Below are 19105 nucleotides of genomic sequence, written 5' to 3' on the forward strand. Positions count from 1 at the left end.
TCTCGCGAACGATCAGAGATCGAGAACGAGGCGCTCCGGGTCTTCCAGGCTTTCCTTGACGCGCACCAGGAAGGTCACGGCTTCCTTGCCGTCGACCATGCGGTGGTCGTAGGAGAGCGCGAGATACATCATCGGACGGATGACGATCTGGCCGCCGACGACGACCGGGCGCTCCTGGATCTTGTGCATGCCGAGGATGCCCGACTGCGGGGCGTTGAGGATCGGCGAGGACATCAGCGAGCCGTAGACGCCGCCGTTGGAGATGGTGAAGGTACCGCCCTGCATGTCGGCCATCGACAGCGCGCCGTCACGGGCGAGCTTGCCGAGACGGCCGATTTCCTTCTCGATCTCGGCGATCGACATCTGGTCGGCATCGCGCACCACCGGGACCACGAGGCCCTTGTCCGTGCCGACGGCGACGCCGACATGGCAGTAGTTCTTGTAGATGATGTCCGTACCGTCGATCTCGGCGTTGACGGCCGGCAGTTCCTTCAGCGCGTGGGTGACGGCCTTGGTGAAGAAGCCCATGAAGCCGAGCTTCACGCCGTGCTTCTTCTCGAAGATGTCCTTGTAGCGGCTGCGCAGGTCCATCACGGCCTTCATGTCCACCTCGTTGTAGGTGGTCAGCATGGCGGCAGTGTTCTGCGCGTCCTTGAGGCGCTTGGCGATGGTCTGGCGCAGGCGCGTCATCTTCACACGCTCCTCGCGCGGCGCGTCGGCCGCCGAGGAGGCCGGACGGGCGGCAACCTTGACCGGCTCGGCCGAGGCGGCGGGGGCCGTGATGCCCTTGGCGACGGCGGCGATGACGTCGCCCTTCAGCACCTGGCCACGCTTGCCGGAACCATCGACCTGATCGGCCGCGATGTTGTTTTCGGCGAGCAGCTTGGCAGCGGCCGGAGCGGGCGGCATGGAGGACGCGCCGGCAGCGGGCTTGGCCTCGGCGGCAGGTGCCGCGGCGGCAGCTTTCTCGACCTTCTCGGCAGCGGCCGGAGCAGCGGCGGCGGCAGCGCCCTCGGCAATCTGGCCGAGCAGGCCGCCCGGCTCGACGGTGTCGCCGGCATTGGCGGTGATTTCCGACAGGACGCCGGAGGCCGGGGCCGGCACTTCGATCGTCACCTTGTCGGTTTCCAGTTCACAGAGCGGCTCGTCGGCCTTGATGGCGTCGCCCACCTTCTTGAACCAGGTGCCGACGGTCGCTTCGCTGACGGATTCGCCCAAAGTCGGGACGCGGATTTCGGTAGCCATGAGTTGAGTTCCGTTCGTTCGTGTCTTTGCGTTAGGGGAACCGGGCGGCTTAGCCGCCCAGTGCGTCCTCGAGGAAGGCGGCAAGCTGCGCGAGATGCTTGGACATCAGGCCCGTCGCCGGCGAGGCGGCGGCCGGACGGCCGGTATAGCGCACGCGCTGGTACTTGGCGTCGATATGCGCCAGCACCCATTCCAGATACGGGTCGATGAAGGCCCAGGCGCCCATGTTCTTGGGCTCTTCCTGGCACCACACCATCTCCGCGTTGCGGAAGCGGGAGAGCTCGTTGATCAGCGCCTTGGCCGGGAACGGGTAGAGCTGTTCGAGGCGCAGCAGGTAGACGTCGTCGATACCGCGCTTCTCGCGCTCTTCCAGAAGGTCGTAATAGACCTTGCCCGAGCACATCACGACGCGGCGGATCTTGGCGTCCTTCTGGAGCTTGATCGGGCCGTCCTTGATGACCTCGGCATCGTCCCACAGCAGGCGATGGAACGAGCTTTCGCCCGCCATTTCCGACAGCGAGGAGACGGCGCGCTTGTGGCGCAGCAGCGACTTCGGCGTCATCATGATCAGCGGCTTGCGGAAGTCGCGCTTCACCTGGCGGCGCAGGATGTGGAAGTAGTTCGCCGGCGTCGTGACGTTGGCGACCTGCATATTGTCTTCCGCGCAGAGCTGCAGGAAGCGTTCGAGGCGGGCGGAGGAGTGCTCCGGACCCTGCCCCTCATAGCCGTGCGGCAGGAGGCACACGAGGCCCGACATGCGCAGCCATTTGCGTTCGCCCGACGAGATGAACTGGTCGAAGATGACCTGCGCGCCGTTGGCGAAGTCGCCGAACTGGGCTTCCCACAGGGTGAGCGCGTTCGGGCGGGCCAGCGAGTAGCCGTATTCGAAGCCGAGCACCGCTTCTTCCGAGAGCATCGAGTTGATGACCTCGTAGCGCGCCTGCGTCGGCGAGAGGTTGGCAAGCGGGATGTAGCGGTCTTCGGACTCCTGATCGTAGAGAACCGAATGGCGCTGCGAGAAGGTGCCGCGCTCGCAGTCCTGGCCGGACAGGCGGATTTTCGTGCCCTCGACGCAGAGCGTGCCGAAGGCCAGCGCCTCGCCCATCGCCCAGTCGATGCCCTCGCCCGTTTCGACCATCTGCATGCGGTTGTCCATGAACCGCTGGATGGTCTTGTGGGCGTGGAAGCCTTCGGGGATCGTCGCGATCTTGCGGCCGATCTCTTTGAGCTGCTTCATCGGCACCGAGGTCTTGCCGCGGCGCTGTTCGTCCTGGTTGTCGGCCGAGCGCAGGCCCGACCACACGCCGTCGAGCCAGTCGGCCTTGTTCGGCTTGTAGGACTGGCCGATCTCGAATTCGGTTTCGAGGTTGGCGCGCCAGTCGGCCTTCATCTTCTCGAATTCGCCCTCGGTGATGACGCCTTCGGCGATCAGGCGCGAGCCGTAGAGATTGACGACCGTCTTGTGGGCGCGGATCGCCTTGTACATCTTCGGCTGGGTGAACGCCGGCTCGTCGCCTTCGTTATGGCCGAAGCGGCGGTAGCAGAAGATATCCAGCACGACCGGCTTGTGGAAGGTCATGCGGAATTCGGTCGCGACCTTGGCGGCATAGGTCACCGCCTCCGGGTCGTCGCCGTTCACATGGAAGATCGGCGCCTCGATCATCTTCGCCACGTCGGACGGATAGGGCGAGGAGCGCGAGAAGGCCGGGTTCGTGGTGAAGCCGATCTGGTTGTTGATGATGACATGCACGGTGCCGGCGACGCGGTGGCCGCGCAGGCCCGAAAGGCCGAGGATCTCGGCAACGACGCCCTGGCCCGCGAAGGCCGCATCGCCGTGCAGCAGCAGCGGCATGACCTTGGCGCGTTCGCGCAGCGGAATGATGTCGCCCTCGAAGACGGTCGCCATCTGGTCCTGCTTGGCGCGGGCCTTACCCATGACGACCGGGTTGACGATCTCCAGATGCGAGGGGTTGGCGGTCAGCGAAAGGTGCACCTTGTTGCCGTCGAACTCACGGTCCGAGGAGGCGCCGAGGTGGTACTTCACGTCGCCCGAGCCTTCCACGTCGTCGGGCGCGTAGGAGCCGCCCTTGAACTCGTGGAAAACGGCACGGTGGGGCTTGGCCATCACGTTGGTCAGGACGTTGAGGCGGCCGCGGTGCGCCATGCCGAGCACGATTTCCTTGAGGCCCATCTGGCCGCCGCGCTTGATGATCTGCTCCAGCGCCGGGATCAGCGCCTCGCCGCCGTCAAGGCCGAAGCGCTTGGTGCCCTTGTACTTGACGTCGATGAACTGCTCGAAGCCTTCCGCCTCGATCAGCTTCTGCAGGATCGCCTTCTTGCCTTCGACGGTGAAGTCGACGCCCTTGTCCGGGCCTTCGATGCGCTCCTGGATCCAGCCCTTCTCTTCCGGGTTGGAGATGTGCATGAACTCGACGCCGATGGTCGAGCAATAGGTGCGCTCGAGGATTTCGACCATTTCGCGCACGGTCGCGTATTCGAGGCCGAGCACGTTGTCGATGAAGATCTTGCGGTCGAGATCCTTCTCCTCGAAACCGTAGTTCGAGGGCGAAAGCTCGTGATAGTCCTCGACCGGGGCGGCGATGCCGAGTGGGTCGAGTTTCGCATGCAGGTGGCCGCGGGCGCGATAGGCGCGGATCATCATGATGGCGCGCACGGAATCGCGCGTCGCCTGGTTGACGTCGGCCTGGTTGACCGGCGCGCCGGTCTGCGCGGCGACGGCCTCGGCCTTCGCCTGGACCTTCTTTTCGAGAACCTTCTCGACCATGCCCCAGTTGCCGTCGAGCGCCGAGACGAGTTCGCCGTTTGCGACGATCGGCCAGTTCGCGCGCTTCCACGAGGCGCCCTTGGCCGCCTTGATCACGTCGGAGGGCTGGTCTTCGAGGGCCTTGAAGAAGGTCCGCCATTCCTCGCCGACGGAGGCGGGATCCGCCTCGTAGCTGGCATAGAGCTGTTCGATATAGGCTGCGTTCGCCCCGTCGAGGAAGGACGTGGCCAGGAATTGTTCGTTGGCGTCTTGCCGTGCCATGGTTCTCTGCGGGCGCCGCCCGCCTCCCGAACGATCGTGTTGTGACTGCCCGGCACATCTTGCCGGGAAGAGCCAGAGAGGCCGGCATTTCAGCCGGCCTCCCCTCGTTTCGTTTCTCAGCCCTTGAGGACTTCGACCAGGGTCTTGCCGAGGCGTGCCGGCGAAGGCGAAACGCGGATGCCCGCAGCTTCCATCGCCGCGATCTTGGATTCCGCATCGCCCTTGCCGCCGGAAACGACAGCGCCGGCGTGGCCCATGGTGCGGCCCTTCGGAGCGGTACGGCCCGCGATGAAGCCGGCCATCGGCTTCTTGCGGCCCTTCTTGGCCTCGTCGATGAGGAACTGCGCCGCATCTTCCTCGGCCGAGCCGCCGATTTCGCCGATCATGATGATCGAGGTCGTGGCGTCGTCGGCCAGGAACATCTCAAGCACGTCGATGAACTCGGTGCCCTTGACCGGGTCGCCGCCGATGCCGACGGCCGTCGTCTGGCCGAGGCCTTCGTTGGACGTCTGGAAGACGGCTTCATAGGTCAGCGTGCCGGAGCGCGAGACGATGCCGACCGAACCCTTGCGGAAGATCGAGCCCGGCATGATGCCGATCTTGCATTCTTCCGGCGTCAGGATGCCGGGGCAGTTCGGACCGAGCAGACGCGACTTGGAGCGGTCGAGGCGGGCCTTGACGCGCACCATGTCGGCAACCGGGATGCCTTCGGTGATGCAGGTGATGAACGGGATTTCCGCATCGATAGCCTCAATGATCGCGTCCGCGGCACCTGCCGGCGGAACGTAGATCACGGATGCGTCCGCACCGGTCTTCTCGCGGCCTTCGGCGACGGAAGCGAAGATCGGCAGGCTTTCGCCCTTGGAACCGGTCCAGGTTTCGCCGCCCTTCTTCGGGTGGATGCCGCCGACCATCTGCGTGCCGTAATAGGCGAGCGCCTGTTCGGTGTGGAAGGTGCCGGTCTTGCCGGTCAGGCCCTGAACGAGGACCTTGGTGTTCTTGTTGACGAGAATCGACATGAGGTCTGGGTCCTTCAGTTAGCCGTTGATCGCGGCGACGATCTTCTTGGCGGCGTCGTCCAGATCGTCGGCGGCGGTGATCGCCAGGCCGGATTCGTTCAGGATCTTCTTGCCAAGCTCGACATTCGTGCCTTCGAGGCGAACGACCAGCGGAACCTTGAGGCCGACTTCCTGCACGGCCGCAACGACACCTTCTGCGATGACATCGCACTTCATGATGCCGCCGAAGATGTTGACGAGGATGCCCTCGACCTTCGGGTCGGCCGTGATGATCTTGAAGGCCGCCGCCACCTTCTCCTTGCCGGCGCCGCCGCCGACGTCGCAGAAGTTCGCCGGCTCCTTGCCGTAGAGCTTGATGATATCCATCGTCGCCATGGCAAGGCCCGCGCCGTTGACCATGCAGCCGATATTGCCGTCGAGCGCCACATAGGCGAGGTCCCACTTGGAGGCCTCGATTTCCTTGGCGTCCTCTTCGGTCTCGTCGCGCAACGCCTTGATGTCGTCGTGGCGGAAGAGGGCATTGCCGTCGAAGGAAACCTTGGCGTCGAGAACGCGCACGCGACCGTTCTTCATGACGATCAGCGGGTTGATCTCCAGAAGGCTCATGTCCTTCTCGACGAAGGCCTTGTAGAGGATCGGGAACAGCTTCTCGCCATCGGCCTTGGCTTCGCCTTCGAGCTTGAGGGCCGAAGTGAGCTTGGCAAGGTCCGCGGCGGTGACGCCGGCTTCCGGGTCGATCGCCACGGTGACGATCTTTTCCGGCGTGTCATGCGCGACGGCCTCGATGTCCATGCCGCCTTCGGTCGAGACGACGAAGGCGACCTGGCCGACCGAGCGATCGACGAGCAGCGAGAGATAGAGTTCGCGGTCGATGTCGGCGCCGTCCTCGATATAGAGGCGGTTCACCTGCTTGCCGGCTTCGCCGGTCTGCGCGGTGACGAGCGTGTTGCCGAGCATCTCCTTGACGTTGGCGACGACTTCCTCGACGCTTTTGGAAAGGCGCACGCCGCCCTTGGCGTCGGGGCCGAGTTCCTTGAACTTGCCCTTGCCGCGGCCGCCGGCGTGGATCTGGCTCTTGACCACGTAGAGCGGGCCGGGCAGCGACTTCGCAGCCGCTTCCGCCTCGTCCGCGGAGAAGATCGCGACGCCCTCGGCGACCGGCGCGCCGTAGCTCTTCAAGAGAGCCTTGGCCTGGTATTCATGAATGTTCATCGGGAAAATCCTGTCTGGCTACCGGATTACTTCAGGGCGGGAGCGATGTTGATGCAGGCCTCGCAAAGACCGGCAACGGCGCCGACCGACTTGTCGAAGGCTTCCTGCTCGGCCTTGTTGAGGTCGATCTCGACGATACGCTCGACGCCGCCGGCGCCGATCACGGTCGGAACGCCGACATACATGTCCTTTACGCCGTACTGGCCGGAAAGGAAGGCCGCGCAGGGCAGGACGCGCTTCTTGTCCTTGAGATAGGATTCGGCCATCTCGATGGCGGAGGCGGCCGGGGCGTAATAGGCCGAGCCGGTCTTCAGGAGGCCGACGATCTCGGCGCCGCCGTCACGGGTGCGCTGGATGATCTCTTCGAGACGTTCCTTGGTGACCCAGCCCATCTTGATGAGATCGGTCAGCGGAATGCCGGCGACGGTCGAGTAGCGGGCAAGCGGCACCATCGTGTCGCCGTGGCCGCCGAGAACGAAGGCGGTGACGTCCTGGACGGAAACCTTGAATTCCTCGGAGAGGAAGAGGCGGAAGCGGGCCGAATCCAGCACGCCGGCCATGCCGACGACCATGTTCTTCGGCAGGCCGGAGAACTTCTGCAGCGCCCAGACCATGGCGTCGAGCGGATTGGTGATGCAGATGACGAAGGCGTTCGGAGCGTATTTCTTGATGCCGGCGCCGACCTGTTCCATGACCTTGAGGTTGATGCCGAGCAGGTCGTCGCGGCTCATGCCCGGCTTGCGGGCGACGCCGGCGGTGACGATGCAGACATCGGCGCCTTCGATGGCGGCATAGTCGCTGGCGCCCGTCAGCGAGGCGTTGAAGCCTTCGACCGGCGAGGACTGGGCGATGTCGAGGCCCTTGCCCTGCGGAATGCCGTCGGCGATGTCGAAGAGGACGATGTCGCCCAGCTCCTTCAGGCCGGCCAGATGCGCCAGCGTGCCACCGATCATGCCAGAACCAATAAGTGCGATCTTCTTGCGGGCCATGAAAGCTTCCTTTGCTCCGATCAACGGTCCCTCATGTCGCAGTTGCGGGACCTTTCGGGGCAAGGGCTTACGCCTACCCGGTTAAAAATTCAACACATACTTTTGGACTGAAATATTTCAATCGGTTAGATGCAAAATATCTTACGTAAACGTAAGTATTTCCGTCACGCTTCCGTCACCTTTCCATCGTATCTTGCCCGATGGTCGGCAAGATATTCCGTGCTGCGGATCTCGATGAGGCGCGACACTGTCCGGTCGAATTCGAAGCCTTCCGTTCCCTTGCGGGTCACCAGCAGGTTCTCCGGCGCCGCCGCCGCGGAAGCGAAGAGCCGCGCCCGATGATCGTAGATCGTATCGACGAGATTGATGAAGCGCTTCGTCTCGTTGCGCTTCTCCGCTCCCAGAAGAGGAATATGATCGACGAAGAGCGTATCGAAATACGCGAGGATTTCGAGATAGTCGGCCGCGCCCAGGGGCCGCTCGCACAGATCCGCGAAAGAGAACCGGGCGATCCGCCCCGCCGCCTGCGGCACCGCGATGCTCCGGCCACGGAAGGAGATCGTCCGCGGGCCGGTCGACATACCCGCCGTCTCCCGCCGCCAGGCCGCATCCATCGCCATGTCGGCCTCCGCGCCGAGCGGATGGCGGAAGACGGGCAGGCCGCTGTCCTTTTCGAGCCGGTAATCGGTCAGCGAGTCCAGCGGCACGATCTCGACATGCTGTTTCAGGAGATCGACGAAGGGCAGGAAAAGCCCGCGATTGAGCCCGTCCTTGTAGAGATTGTCCGGCTCCACATTGGAGGTCGCGACGAGAATGCAGCCGCGCTGGAACAGCTCTCCGAAAAGCCGCGACAGGATCATCGCATCGGCGATGTCGGTCACGGAGAATTCGTCGAAGCAGAGCAGCCGCGCCTCCTCGATGAGGCTCGCCGCCACCGGCGGCACGGGATCGGCCTGCTTGGTCTCCCCGGCCTTCAGCTTCTGGCGGTGCTTGTGGATGCGCTCGTGCACATCGGCCATGAACTCGTGGAAATGCGCCCGGCGTTTGCGCTTGACCGGCGCGAGCTCGAAGAACATGTCCATCAGCATGGTCTTGCCGCGCCCGACCCCGCCATAGAGATAGAGCCCCTTCGGAACGCTGGCGCTTTCGGGCTTGCGGGAGGCGAAAAGCCAGCCGAGGGCGCTCGACTTGCGCGCCGGGCGCTGGGCATGGACCTCCCCGAGCAGGCGGTCGAAGCGCAGGGCCATCGCCTTCTGCGCCGGATCCGCCTTCAGCGCGCCGCTTGCGACAAGGGCCTCCAGCCTATCCGAGACGCCGTGGTCCGGATGTGTCGAAACCCTGTCCCAGTCCTTGCCCATGGGCGGCAATCATCCGTATCGATGGCGAAAGGGCGAAATCAGCGCGAGAGGCTGAGCGGCTGGCCCGAATTGGTCGAACCGTCGAAGCGGGAATCGGCCGACTTGTAGAGGCGTCCAATCGCATTGCCATTGAGGTCCTTGAGGATGACCTGCTTGCCGGCCACTTCCCAGGAGCGCATGGTCGTCAGTTCACCGGCGCAGCCGCGCGTGCCGCCGCGAAGGCCGCTGCCGAGATTGGTAAGCGTCAGGAACATGTCGCAGGAGGACGGGCCGTTGGAAACGCGCCAGTTGCCGACCATGCCTTCCTTCTTGACCTCGAGGCCGTTGGCCGCTGCCGCGGCATCGCCGCCCATGCCCGTGCCGGTCGCCATCGCCGTATCGGTCGTCGGCTTGTCCGGGAACTGGCCGCCGGCGGTGCTCGTCGTCGGATCGGGAAGCTGGCTCGAAGAGACCGTGCCGACCGGCTGGGCTTCGAGAGGCCGCAGGTTCGGCTGCGTATTGACGCTGTCCATCGAAGCGGTGCGCTGGCAACCGGCAAGAGCAAGCGCCATCATCAGTCCGCCTGCCGCATGGTGAATCCGCATCTCGATACTCCCGATATCTGCCCGATACTGCTGCCCTGCAGCAATTCCCGCCGAATTAACGTGAATCGCCCGCGCGAATCAAGATGAAACGGCCCGAATGATCGGGCCGCCTCCTCACGTTTCATGAACGTCGCTTATGGAGATCAGAGGCGACGCTCGACCAGCATCTTCTTGATTTCGCCGATCGCCTTGGCAGGATTGAGGCCCTTCGGGCAGGCCTGGGCGCAATTCATGATCGTGTGGCAGCGATAGAGGCGGAAGGGGTCTTCCAGGTTGTCGAGACGCTCGCCCGTGGCCTCGTCGCGGCTGTCGATCAGCCAGCGATAGGCCTGGAGCAGTACGGCGGGGCCGAGATAGCGGTCGCCGTTCCACCAGTAGCTCGGACAGGAGGTCGAGCAGCAGGCGCACAGGATGCACTCGTAGAGGCCGTCGAGCTTGAGGCGGTCCTCATGGCTCTGCTTCCACTCCTTGGCCGGCGTCGGCGACACGGTCTTCAGCCAGGGCTCGATGGAGCGGTGCTGGGCGTAGAAATTGGTAAGGTCGGGAACGAGGTCCTTGACCACCGGCATATGCGGCAGCGGATAGACCTTCACGGTGCCCTTCACCTCGTCCATGCCCTTGGTGCAGGCGAGCGTGTTGGTGCCGTCGATGTTCATGGCGCAGGAGCCGCAGATGCCTTCGCGGCAGGAGCGACGCAGCGTCAGCGTCGGGTCGATCTTGTTCTTGATGTAGAGCAGCGCATCGAGGACCATCGGGCCGCAATCGTCGACATCGATGTAGAACGTGTCGATCGACGGGTTCTTCCCATCGTCCGGGTTCCAGCGGTAGATGCGGAACTCGCGAGTGTTCGTGGCCCCGTCCGGCTTCGGCCAGACCTTGCCTTCGGTCATCTGCGAGTTCTTCGGGAGAGCGAGTTCAACCATGTCCAGTTCTCCTCGATATCAGTAGACGCGCGCCTTGGGCGCGATCTTCTGCGGATCGATCCCGTCGGCGATGAGGTCGGTGTGAACAGGGCGATAGTCGAGCTTCACCTCGCCCGCCTCGTTGACCCAGGCGAGTGTGTGCTTGCGCCAGTTGACGTCGTCGCGGCCGGCGAAGGGGCCGTCGACATAGTCCTCGCGGGCATGCGAGCCGCGGCTTTCCTTGCGGGCCTCGGCGCCGTAGACCGTCGTGATGGCGTTGGCCATCAGGTTTTCCAGCTCCAGTGTCTCGACGAGGTCGGAGTTCCAGATCATCGAGCGGTCGGTGACCTTGATGTCGGACATTTCCTTCCAGATTTCCGTCATGCGCTTGCAGCCGTTTTCAAGCGATTCCTGCGTACGGAACACGGCGGCGTCTTCCTGCATGGTGCGCTGCATCTTGTCGCGCAGCACCGCCGTCGGCGTGCTACCGTTGGCGTTCCGGAGATGGTCGAAGCGATCCATGATCCTGTCGCAGGCAGCGATGTCGAGCGCCGGGACCGCCTCGTTGCGGTCGATGACCTGGCCGGCGCGGATGGCGGCGGCACGGCCGAAGACCACGAGGTCGATCAGCGAGTTGGAGCCGAGACGGTTGGCGCCGTGCACCGAGGCGCAGCCGGCTTCACCCACCGCCATCAGGCCGGGCGCAATGCGCTCGGGGTTCTGGCTGTCGGCGTTGAGCACCTCGCCCCAGTAGTTCGTCGGGATGCCGCCCATGTTGTAGTGGACGGTCGGCAGGACCGGGATCGGCTCGCGCGTCACGTCGACGCCGGCGAAGATCTTCGCGCTCTCGGAAATGCCCGGCAGGCGCTCGTGCAGAACGGCCGGGTCGAGATGGTCGAGATGCAGGAAGATATGGTCCTTGTTCTTGCCGACGCCGCGGCCTTCGCGGATTTCCATCGTCATGCAGCGCGAGACGACGTCCCGCGAGGCAAGATCCTTGGCCGACGGCGCATAGCGCTCCATGAAGCGCTCACCCTCGGAATTGACGAGATAGCCGCCTTCGCCGCGTGCACCCTCGGTGATGAGGCAGCCCGCGCCGTAGATGCCGGTCGGGTGGAACTGGACGAATTCCATGTCCTGCAGCGGCAGGCCGGCGCGCGCGATCATGCCGCCGCCGTCGCCCGTGCAGGTATGCGCCGAGGTGGCGGAGAAGTAGGCCCGGCCGTAGCCGCCGGTCGCCAGAACCACCATCTTGGCGGCGAAGCGGTGGATCGTGCCGTCATCGAGGTTCCAGGCGACGACACCGGTGCAGCGGCCGTCGGCCGACATGATCAGGTCGAGCGCGAAATACTCGATGAAGAATTCCGCATTGTTGCGCAGCGACTGGCCGTAGAGCGTGTGCAGGATGGCGTGGCCGGTACGGTCGGCGGCGGCGCAGGTGCGCTGCACCGGCGGGCCTTCGCCGTAGTTCTGCATGTGGCCGCCGAACGGGCGCTGGTAGATCTTGCCTTCCGCGTTGCGCGAGAAGGGCACGCCGTAATGCTCCAGCTCATAGACCGCCTTCGGCGCTTCCATGGCGAGATACTGCATGGCGTCGACGTCGCCGAGCCAGTCGGAGCCCTTGACGGTGTCGTAGAGGTGCCACTGCCAGCTGTCCGGCGTCATGTTCTGCAGCGAGGCGGCAATGCCGCCCTGCGCGGCGACGGTGTGCGAGCGCGTCGGGAAAACCTTGGTGATGCAGGCCGTCTTCAGGCCCTGCTCGGCCATGCCGAGCGTGGCGCGAAGGCCCGCGCCGCCGGCGCCGACGACGATCACGTCGAAGGAGTGGTCCACATAGGTATAGGCCTTGCCGTTGGCCGCCGGGGAGGAGATCGCTGCCATGATGGATTATCCTGCGAAAGCGATTTTGAGGACGGCGAAGAGACAGAGCCCGCCGACCAGGATCGCGAAGAAGGTGTTGAGCATGAGAAGGCCGATCTTCACGCCCTCCGCATGCACATAGTCCTCGATGATGACCTGCATGCCGAGCTTCATGTGAATGAGGCCGGAAATGACGACGAGGCCCATGAGGACGGCGACGATCGGATGCGATAGCGCTGCCGTCACTTCCGCGTAGGACGCGCCGTTATAGCAGATCAGGAAGCCGACGAAGAACAGCATCAGCGGAACGTTGGCGACGGCCGTCAGGCGCTGGCGCCAGAAATGCTCCGTGCCGTCCTTTGCCGAGCCGAGGCCGCGAACCTTGCCGAGGGGCGTGCGCATGTCCATGGGTGTCTCCTCAGCGGGCCAGGGTGCCGACGATCCAGATCAGCACCGTCAGGGCGACGGAGACGACCGGGGTCAGAAGGGCGAGCCGGGTGGAAAAGTGCTTCTCGTAGCCGCGGCCCATGTCCCACATGAAATGGCGCAGGCCGCCAAGCATGTGATGCATCAAGGCCCAGGTGTAACCGAAGAGGACGAGGCGGCCGATCCAGGTGCCGAAGAACCAGCTCACCCAGTCGAAATAGGCTTCGCCCGTCGCCGCCGCGATCAGCCACCAGGCAACGAGGACAGTGCCGAAATAGAGCGCCGCGCCGGTAACGCGGTGCACGATGGACATGACCATCGTCGGGATCGGCTTGTAGACTTGGAGATGCGGCGAGAGCGGCCGGCTTCGAGTGACATTCGCCATCTGAACCTCACGGAACCCCGGAGAGCCAAAATCTGGACAAATTTTCTCCGGAATTGCAGTATGTTGTGCACAATGCAGTGATTGCGACGTTTAATCACCGGAAGGCGGAACCACAAGCCTTCTTGCAGTGCAAAATGAATTTAATCGATTAGACGCCGGCATGCATCCGCGCGCTCGTTCACCGGCCGCGCCCGTTAACCAAGAGCGCGGAAAACCCTGCGCGATCCGTGACTTTCGCCGGTTCCTGCCCCATCTTGCGGTTAACGATTTGTTAAGCGTAACCCGGAAGGCAGGACAGAATGACTCTGTTATCAGCGCTCCGTGCGACCAAAGTCTTAGGGCTGGCGGTCGTGCTTGTCGCCGGCGGCATGACGGCCGCCGAAGCCGGGGACGGGTGGCATCCCCGTCACCACAATGGTCATCATGGCCGCTACCACCAGCTGCCGAGGATGGACCGGAACGCCGTCCACGACGGCCACCGCCTCGGCACCGAGCTACGCTACGGCCGCGCCGGCCGCCCGCTTCTGCGGCGCGAGGACAATTTCTACGGCGGGGCGGTAACGGCCTATCGCGAGCGCGGCAACGGCATCTATCTCTATGTCGACGGCGACGACGGCCCGATCGGCTGGTACGACCGGCCGGCAAGGCGCCACAGGAGCGGTCCGAAGGTCATCACCGTGCGGCCGGGCCAGAACGGTTGCGCATGGCAGGCCGGCGTCTGCGTCATCCGGCCGGGTTATTGAGCCCGGAAGCGCCAGACCGTCGTCTTCTTGACCTCGCTGTCCTCCAGCGCCCGCGTCACCGGCACCGTATAGGTGGCAAGCGCCTCCATGCGCTCGCGCGGGCAATAGGCGCGACCGGGATCGCCGACCAGCACGCTCGCCCCGCGCGCCGCCAGCGCTGAAAGCCACGGGATCAGCAGACCGGCAAAACCGCGGTCGTAGAAGACGTCGCCGGCAAGGACGACGTCCCAGCCGCCGTCCCGCCCGATAAGATCGTCGGACGTATGGTCGAGCGTCACGCCGTTGAGGCCGGCATTGAGGCGGATCGCCGTTTCGCTCCAGGGATCGATATCCGCCGCCAGCACCTTCGAAGCACCCGACATGCGCGCGGCAATGCCGACAAGGCCGGAGCCGCTGGCGAAATCCAGCACCGTCTTTCCGGCCACCAGCGCCGGATGATCGAGCACATGGCGGGCAAGGCCCTGCCCGCCCGCCCAGGCGAAGGCCCAGAAGGGCGGTGGCAGGCCGATCGCTTCCAGCTCCTCCTCCGTCTTCAGCCAGAGATCGTGCGCCTCGGTGGCGAGCCTCAGCTTCACCTCCGGCACATGTGGCGGCGACAGCACGTCCGTATTGCCGCGGATGAAGACTTCGGGGTCCGTCTTCACGAAAGCATCGCTCCGGAGAAGGCGGCACGCAAAGCGGAAGCCATCAGCGCGGCGGGTTGTCGAGGCCGCCCATGCGGCAGACCTCGATCCACTCCTCCTCCGTCACCGGCTGCACCGAAAGGCGCATGGAGGTGACGAGCGACATGTTGGCGAGCTTCGGATTGGCCTTGATGTCCTTGAGGGTCACGGGCTTCGGCATGTCGCGCACGGCGCGGATGTCGACGCACTCCCAGCGCGGATCCTCGCCGGCGGTCGAATCGGGATGCACCAGGGCGCAGACTTCCGTGATGCCGACGACTTCGAGCCCCTCGTTGGAGTGATAGAAGAAGCCCTTGTCGCCGATCTTCATGGCCCGCATGTTGTTGCGTGCCTGGTAGTTGCGCACGCCGTCCCATTCCTCGCCGGCCTCGCCCTTCGACTTGAGCTTTTCCCAGGAGAACTTGAAGGGTTCGGACTTGTAGAGCCAGTATGCCATCGGGTCTTACGCCTCCGGATTGTTGAAGACCCAGTTCCAGGCCTTCACCTCGACCTCGGCGAAGAGACCGGCCTTGGCATAGGGATCGTCGGCCGCGATCCGCCGCGCCTCCTCGATGGTCTCGGCCTTCACCACGACGAGGCTGCCGGTCGGCTTGCCGTCATCGCCGAGGAAGGGGCCGGCGAAACCGAGCTTGCCGTCCGCATTGAGCGCGTTGAGATAGGCGAGATGTTCGGGGCGCGTGTCGAGACGCACCTGGAGCGAACCGGGCTTGTCCTTGCAGAGAAATGCGAAATGCATGCGGCTGTCCCTTCCTTATTCCTGGGTGATGGGGCGCGTCATGAGCTGCCCGATGGCGGTCTTCACGTCGAGCGTGCCGTCGACGATGCGGGCGACGGCGTCGGTGATCGGCATGTCGATGCCCTTTTCGGCGGCGACGACAGAGGCGACCGAGGCGGCGAAGGCGCCTTCCACCAGATCGCCGGACCAGCCGGCGGCATTGCCGTGCCGGCCGAGCGCGATACCGAAGCGCAGGTTCCGCGACTGGTGGCTGGTGCCGGTGAGGACGAGGTCGCCGAGGCCTGAAAGCCCCGTCACCGTGATGCCCTCCCCGCCATGCGCCTCGACGAAGCGCGACAGCTCCGCAAGCCCGCGCGAAATGAGTGCCGCGCGGGCGGAATCGCCAAGCTCGGCGCCCTCGATGATGCCGCAGGCAATCGCCAGCACATTCTTGAGCGCACCGCCGAGCTGCACACCGATGCGATCCGTCGAGGGATAGAGCCGGAAGGTCGGCCCGGACAGCGCCTGCGCCAGCGCGGCGCCGATCTCCGCCGTGCGCGCGGCGATCACCATCGCCGTCGGCAGGCCTTTCGCGATATCCGCGGCGAAGCCGGGGCCGGAGAGCACCGCGATCTCGCGGCCGGGCAATTCCTCTTCCAGCACCTCGGTCAGGAGCCGGCCGGTGCCCTTCTCCATGCCCTTGGCGCAGATGACGACGGCCGTGCCCGGCGCAAGAAGCGGCGCAAGCGACCGCGCCGCCGCGCGCTGCGCCTGCGAGGGCATGGCGAAGAGCACGATGCCTGCGCCGCGCATGGCTTCCGCATCGGCGCTATAGGCCAGCGCCGCCGGCAGCTCGATGCCCGGCAGCGCCTTTTCATTGCGGCGGGTGGCCTGCATGGCCTCGATGGAAACCGCGTCGCGGCCGATCAGCGTGACGTCGCCGCCGCTGGCGGCCGCCACACTTGCCAGCGCCGTGCCGAAGGCGCCCGCGCCGACCACGGCAATCTTGCGGCTGATGCTCATGCCTTGGCTCCCCGCTTGCCTGATCCGAGAACCGTCGCCGCATCGCGGTCGAGCGGCCAGCGCGAGCGCGGCGCGACGGCAAGGTCGTCCGGCGCAAAGCCGGCCGCCATGCGCTCCAGCCCGGCCCAGGCGATCATCGAGGCATTGTCGGTGCAGAGCGCCAGCGGCGGCGCGATGAAGCGGAACCTGTTCTTGTCGCAGAGCGCCTGCAGCGTCGCGCGCAGCTCCGCATTCGCCGCCACGCCGCCGGCAACGACGAGCGCCGGCGTTTCGGCATCGGGATAAAGCGTGCGGAACCGCTCCAGTCCGCGGCCGATACGGTCCTTCAGGGTGCGCGAGACGGCGCGCTGGAAGGAGGCGCAGATATCGGCGATATCCTGGTCCGTCACCGGCTCGATGGACTGCGCCGCCTGCCGCACCGCCGTCTTGAGGCCGGAGAAGGAGAAATCGAGCCGCGCCTCGCCGACGAGCGGGCGCGGGAAGGTGAAACGCTCGGGATTGCCGGTCTTCGCCATGCGCTCCACCGCCGGCCCGCCGGGATAGGGCAGGCCGAGGAGCTTGGCCGTCTTGTCGAAGGCTTCGCCGAGCGCGTCGTCGATGGTCGTGCCCCAGCGCTCGTAATCGTCGACGCCGCGCACCAGCACGAGCTGGGTATGGCCGCCGGAAACGAGCAGCATGAGATAGGGGAAGGAAAGCCCGTCCGTCAGCCGCGCCGTCAGCGCATGGCCTTCCAGATGGTTGACCGCATAGAGCGGCTTGCCGGTCGCCCGCGCGATCGCCTTGCCGGTCATCAGCCCGACGATCAGCCCGCCGATCAGCCCCGGCCCGCTCGTCGCGGCGATGGCGTCGACATCGTCGAGGGAACGGCCGGCGCGCAGCAGCGCCTCGGAAATCAGGCTGTCCAGCGCCTCGACATGGGCGCGCGCCGCGATCTCCGGCACCACGCCGCCATAGGCGCTGTGCTCTTCGAGCTGGCTCAGCACGACCTCGCCGAGGATCTCGCCCCGCCCGTCGGCATCGCGCGCGACGACGGACGCGGCGGTCTCGTCGCAGCTCGTTTCGATGCCGAGAATGGTCAGGTGGGGCGACATGAAGCACTAGGATCGATTGCGGGCGGCTCTAAAGCCGGTTACGAGACATCCCGGTAACAATGGATCAAGGCGGATGCAAACAAAACCTTTCAGGATCGGCACCCGTGGCAGCCCGCTGGCGCTCGCCCAGGCCTACGAGACCCGTTCGCGCCTGATGGCGGCGCACGGCCTGCCGGAGGCGATGTTCGAGATCGTCGTGCTCTCGACCACCGGCGACCGCATCACCGACCGCTCGCTGGCGCTGATCGGCGGCAAGGGCCTGTTCACCGAGGAGATCGAGGCGCAGCTTTCCTCCGGCGAACTGGACCTTGCCGTGCACTCCTCCAAGGACATGCCGACGAAGCTGCCGGAGGGCCTGCATCTTTCCGCCTTCCTGCCGCGCGAAGATATCCGCGACGCCTTCATCGGCCGCGCGGCAAAGCGCCTCCTCGACCTGCCGCAGGGCGCGACCGTCGGCTCGGCCTCGCTGCGCCGCCAGGCGCTCATTCGCCGCCTTCGGCCGGACCTCAATGTCATCGTCTTCCGCGGCCAGGTGGATACCCGCCTCGGCAAGCTCGCCGAAGGAAAGGCCGATGCGACGCTGCTCGCCTATGCCGGCCTGAAGCGCCTCGGCAAGCTCGACGTGCCGACGGAGATCCTCGATCCCCTCACCTTCCCGCCGGCCCCGGCGCAGGGCGCGATCTGCGTCGAGAGCCGCATCGGCGACGACCGGGTGAACGGCCTGCTGTCCGCCATCGACGACCGCCCGACCCATGCGGCCGTCGCCTGCGAGCGCGGCTTCCTCGCAACGCTCGACGGCTCCTGTCGCACGCCCATCGCCGGCTATGCCACCGTCGAGGGCGATCACCTGCGCTTCCGCGGCACGATCCTGACACCGGACGGCAGCCGCTTCCACGAGATCGAGACGAGCGGCCCGGCCGCCGATGCCGCCGCCCTCGGCGAAAAGGCGGGCGAGGATATCCGCGCCATGGCGGGAGCGGACTTCTTCGAAAGCTGGACCTGACCATGCGCGTCCTCGTCCTGCGCCCCGAGCCCGCGGCGGCCCGCACCGCCGACCGGCTCGCGGCGCTCGGACACGAGGCCGTGCGCCTGCCGCTCTCGAAGGCCGAGCATGCCGTCGATGCCGTGAAGGCCGCCCTGGCCGAACCCCATGGAGCCATCGCCGTCACCAGCGCGGAAATGGCCCGCCTCTTCGAAGGGCTCGGCGGCGCCCCTGCCGCGCACCGGGACACCATCGTCTTCGCCGTCGGGGAAGCGACCGCAAAGGCCATGCGCCGGAACGGCTTCACCGATGTCATCAGCGCAGGTGGTGATGGCGAAAGCCTTGCCGAAGTGATCGCGGCCCATGTCCGCCCGAAGGGGCCGCTGCCGCATCCCCTCCTCTATCTCGCCGGCAATCCGCGCGGCCCGGGTTTCGCGGCCCGGCTGGCGGCGGCCGGCATTCCGTTCCGCACCGTTGAAGGCTACCGCATGGTGCCGCTCGCCCCCACCCGCGAGGCGGTGGAGGCCGCCCTGCTGCATCCGGTGCCCGACGCCGTGCTGCTCTATTCGCGGGAGAGCGCCTGCGCCTTCTTCGCCCTTGCCCCCCTTGCCGAAGCGCCGGACCGCTTTGCCGCCCTCCGCCTCCTCTGCATGAGCGCCAATGTCGCGGCGGCGGTGCCGCAAGGCTTTCCGGCCCGCGTCGCCGTCGCCCGGGCGCCGAGCGAGGAAAGCCTTCTCGCGCTGCTCTAAATGCAGGCACCGGCGGTGAAATTGCCGCAAGGGTCTTTCCCTCCCTGCCATCCCTGTCTACCTTGAGTGCAATGCACATGAATGCGAGGAGGC

At 65.6% G+C, this 19105-nt stretch carries 19 protein-coding genes; 3 read left to right on the forward strand and 16 right to left on the reverse strand.

The features are described 5' to 3' along the window. Positions 1 to 12: 12 nt before the first annotated feature. The 11 genes from odhB to sdhC form a co-directional block, all read right to left on the reverse strand. Positions 13 to 1245: a 2-oxoglutarate dehydrogenase complex dihydrolipoyllysine-residue succinyltransferase gene (gene odhB, locus DSD28_RS24185; RefSeq protein WP_119258988.1), complete on the reverse strand. Its 1233-nt coding sequence runs from the start codon at positions 1243 to 1245 to the stop codon at positions 13 to 15. A 49-nt stretch (positions 1246 to 1294) separates the two neighbouring features. Next, entirely contained in the window at positions 1295 to 4291 is a 2997-nt protein-coding gene (locus DSD28_RS24190) for a 2-oxoglutarate dehydrogenase E1 component (protein ID WP_119258989.1), read from the reverse strand. A gap of 116 nt (positions 4292 to 4407) precedes the next feature. Then, the gene (sucD, locus tag DSD28_RS24195; protein WP_119258990.1) at positions 4408 to 5310 is read right to left on the reverse strand and encodes a succinate--CoA ligase subunit alpha; all 903 of its coding nucleotides are present in this window, start codon (positions 5308 to 5310) and stop codon (positions 4408 to 4410) included. An 18-nt stretch (positions 5311 to 5328) separates the two neighbouring features. Continuing rightward, a complete protein-coding gene (gene sucC / locus DSD28_RS24200; RefSeq protein WP_119258991.1) occupies positions 5329 to 6522 on the reverse strand; it encodes an ADP-forming succinate--CoA ligase subunit beta in 1194 nt (397 codons plus the stop codon). Positions 6523 to 6548: 26 nt separating this feature from the next. Continuing rightward, entirely contained in the window at positions 6549 to 7511 is a 963-nt protein-coding gene (gene mdh, locus DSD28_RS24205; protein WP_119258992.1) for a malate dehydrogenase, read from the reverse strand. A 164-nt stretch (positions 7512 to 7675) separates the two neighbouring features. Continuing rightward, on the reverse strand, positions 7676 to 8869 hold the full coding sequence (gene zapE, locus DSD28_RS24210; protein ID WP_119258993.1) for a cell division protein ZapE: 1194 nt from the start codon (positions 8867 to 8869) through the stop codon (positions 7676 to 7678). 38 nt (positions 8870 to 8907) lie between these two features. Continuing rightward, positions 8908 to 9453, reverse strand: a complete 546-nt coding sequence (locus DSD28_RS24215; RefSeq protein WP_119258994.1) for a protease inhibitor Inh/omp19 family protein — start codon at positions 9451 to 9453, stop codon at positions 8908 to 8910. Between the two features lie 143 nt (positions 9454 to 9596). After that, the gene (locus DSD28_RS24220; RefSeq protein WP_119258995.1) at positions 9597 to 10376 is read right to left on the reverse strand and encodes a succinate dehydrogenase iron-sulfur subunit; all 780 of its coding nucleotides are present in this window, start codon (positions 10374 to 10376) and stop codon (positions 9597 to 9599) included. An 18-nt stretch (positions 10377 to 10394) separates the two neighbouring features. Then, positions 10395 to 12236 carry a succinate dehydrogenase flavoprotein subunit gene (gene sdhA, locus DSD28_RS24225; RefSeq protein ID WP_119258996.1) on the reverse strand — a complete coding sequence of 614 codons (1842 nt, stop codon included), beginning with the start codon at positions 12234 to 12236 and terminating at the stop codon, positions 10395 to 10397. A 6-nt stretch (positions 12237 to 12242) separates the two neighbouring features. Further along, positions 12243 to 12623, reverse strand: a complete 381-nt coding sequence (gene sdhD / locus DSD28_RS24230) for a succinate dehydrogenase, hydrophobic membrane anchor protein (RefSeq protein ID WP_119258997.1) — start codon at positions 12621 to 12623, stop codon at positions 12243 to 12245. Positions 12624 to 12633: 10 nt separating this feature from the next. Beyond that, complete coding sequence (gene sdhC, locus DSD28_RS24235) at positions 12634 to 13026, reverse strand: succinate dehydrogenase, cytochrome b556 subunit (protein WP_119258998.1); 393 nt, start codon at positions 13024 to 13026, stop codon at positions 12634 to 12636. Between the two features lie 299 nt (positions 13027 to 13325). Here sdhC and DSD28_RS24240 point away from each other — a divergent pair, with 299 nt between their 5' ends. After that, the gene (locus DSD28_RS24240; RefSeq protein WP_162911544.1) at positions 13326 to 13769 is read left to right on the forward strand and encodes a hypothetical protein; all 444 of its coding nucleotides are present in this window, start codon (positions 13326 to 13328) and stop codon (positions 13767 to 13769) included. On the opposite strand, the gene DSD28_RS24245 is transcribed toward DSD28_RS24240, so the two are convergent. The 5 genes from DSD28_RS24245 to tsaD are packed head-to-tail and all read right to left on the reverse strand — an operon-like array spanning position 13763 to position 17281. Then, entirely contained in the window at positions 13763 to 14413 is a 651-nt protein-coding gene (locus DSD28_RS24245; RefSeq protein WP_119259000.1) for a class I SAM-dependent methyltransferase, read from the reverse strand. The genes DSD28_RS24240 and DSD28_RS24245 overlap by 7 nt on opposite strands. 43 nt (positions 14414 to 14456) lie before the next feature. Further along, positions 14457 to 14888: an EVE domain-containing protein gene (locus DSD28_RS24250; protein WP_119259001.1), complete on the reverse strand. Its 432-nt coding sequence runs from the start codon at positions 14886 to 14888 to the stop codon at positions 14457 to 14459. Between the two features lie 6 nt (positions 14889 to 14894). After that, complete coding sequence (locus DSD28_RS24255; protein WP_119259002.1) at positions 14895 to 15188, reverse strand: YciI-like protein; 294 nt, start codon at positions 15186 to 15188, stop codon at positions 14895 to 14897. A 15-nt stretch (positions 15189 to 15203) separates the two neighbouring features. Continuing rightward, complete coding sequence (locus DSD28_RS24260) at positions 15204 to 16190, reverse strand: NAD(P)H-dependent glycerol-3-phosphate dehydrogenase (RefSeq protein WP_119259003.1); 987 nt, start codon at positions 16188 to 16190, stop codon at positions 15204 to 15206. Continuing rightward, a complete protein-coding gene (gene tsaD / locus DSD28_RS24265; RefSeq protein WP_119259004.1) occupies positions 16187 to 17281 on the reverse strand; it encodes a tRNA (adenosine(37)-N6)-threonylcarbamoyltransferase complex transferase subunit TsaD in 1095 nt (364 codons plus the stop codon). The genes DSD28_RS24260 and tsaD overlap by 4 nt, the downstream gene beginning before the upstream one ends. A gap of 73 nt (positions 17282 to 17354) precedes the next feature. Between tsaD and hemC the strand changes: the two genes are divergently transcribed. Then, positions 17355 to 18284 (forward strand): hydroxymethylbilane synthase, encoded by a 930-nt coding sequence (gene hemC / locus DSD28_RS24270; protein ID WP_119259005.1) that lies wholly within the window; start codon positions 17355 to 17357, stop codon positions 18282 to 18284. 2 nt (positions 18285 to 18286) lie between these two features. Further along, positions 18287 to 19012, forward strand: coding sequence for a uroporphyrinogen-III synthase (locus DSD28_RS24275; protein WP_119259006.1), 726 nt, complete (start codon positions 18287 to 18289; stop codon positions 19010 to 19012). Positions 19013 to 19105 lie beyond the last annotated feature (93 nt).

Origin of the sequence: Shinella zoogloeoides (assembly GCF_003574625.1) — a bacterium.
Taxonomy (GTDB): domain Bacteria; phylum Pseudomonadota; class Alphaproteobacteria; order Rhizobiales; family Rhizobiaceae; genus Shinella; species Shinella zoogloeoides_A.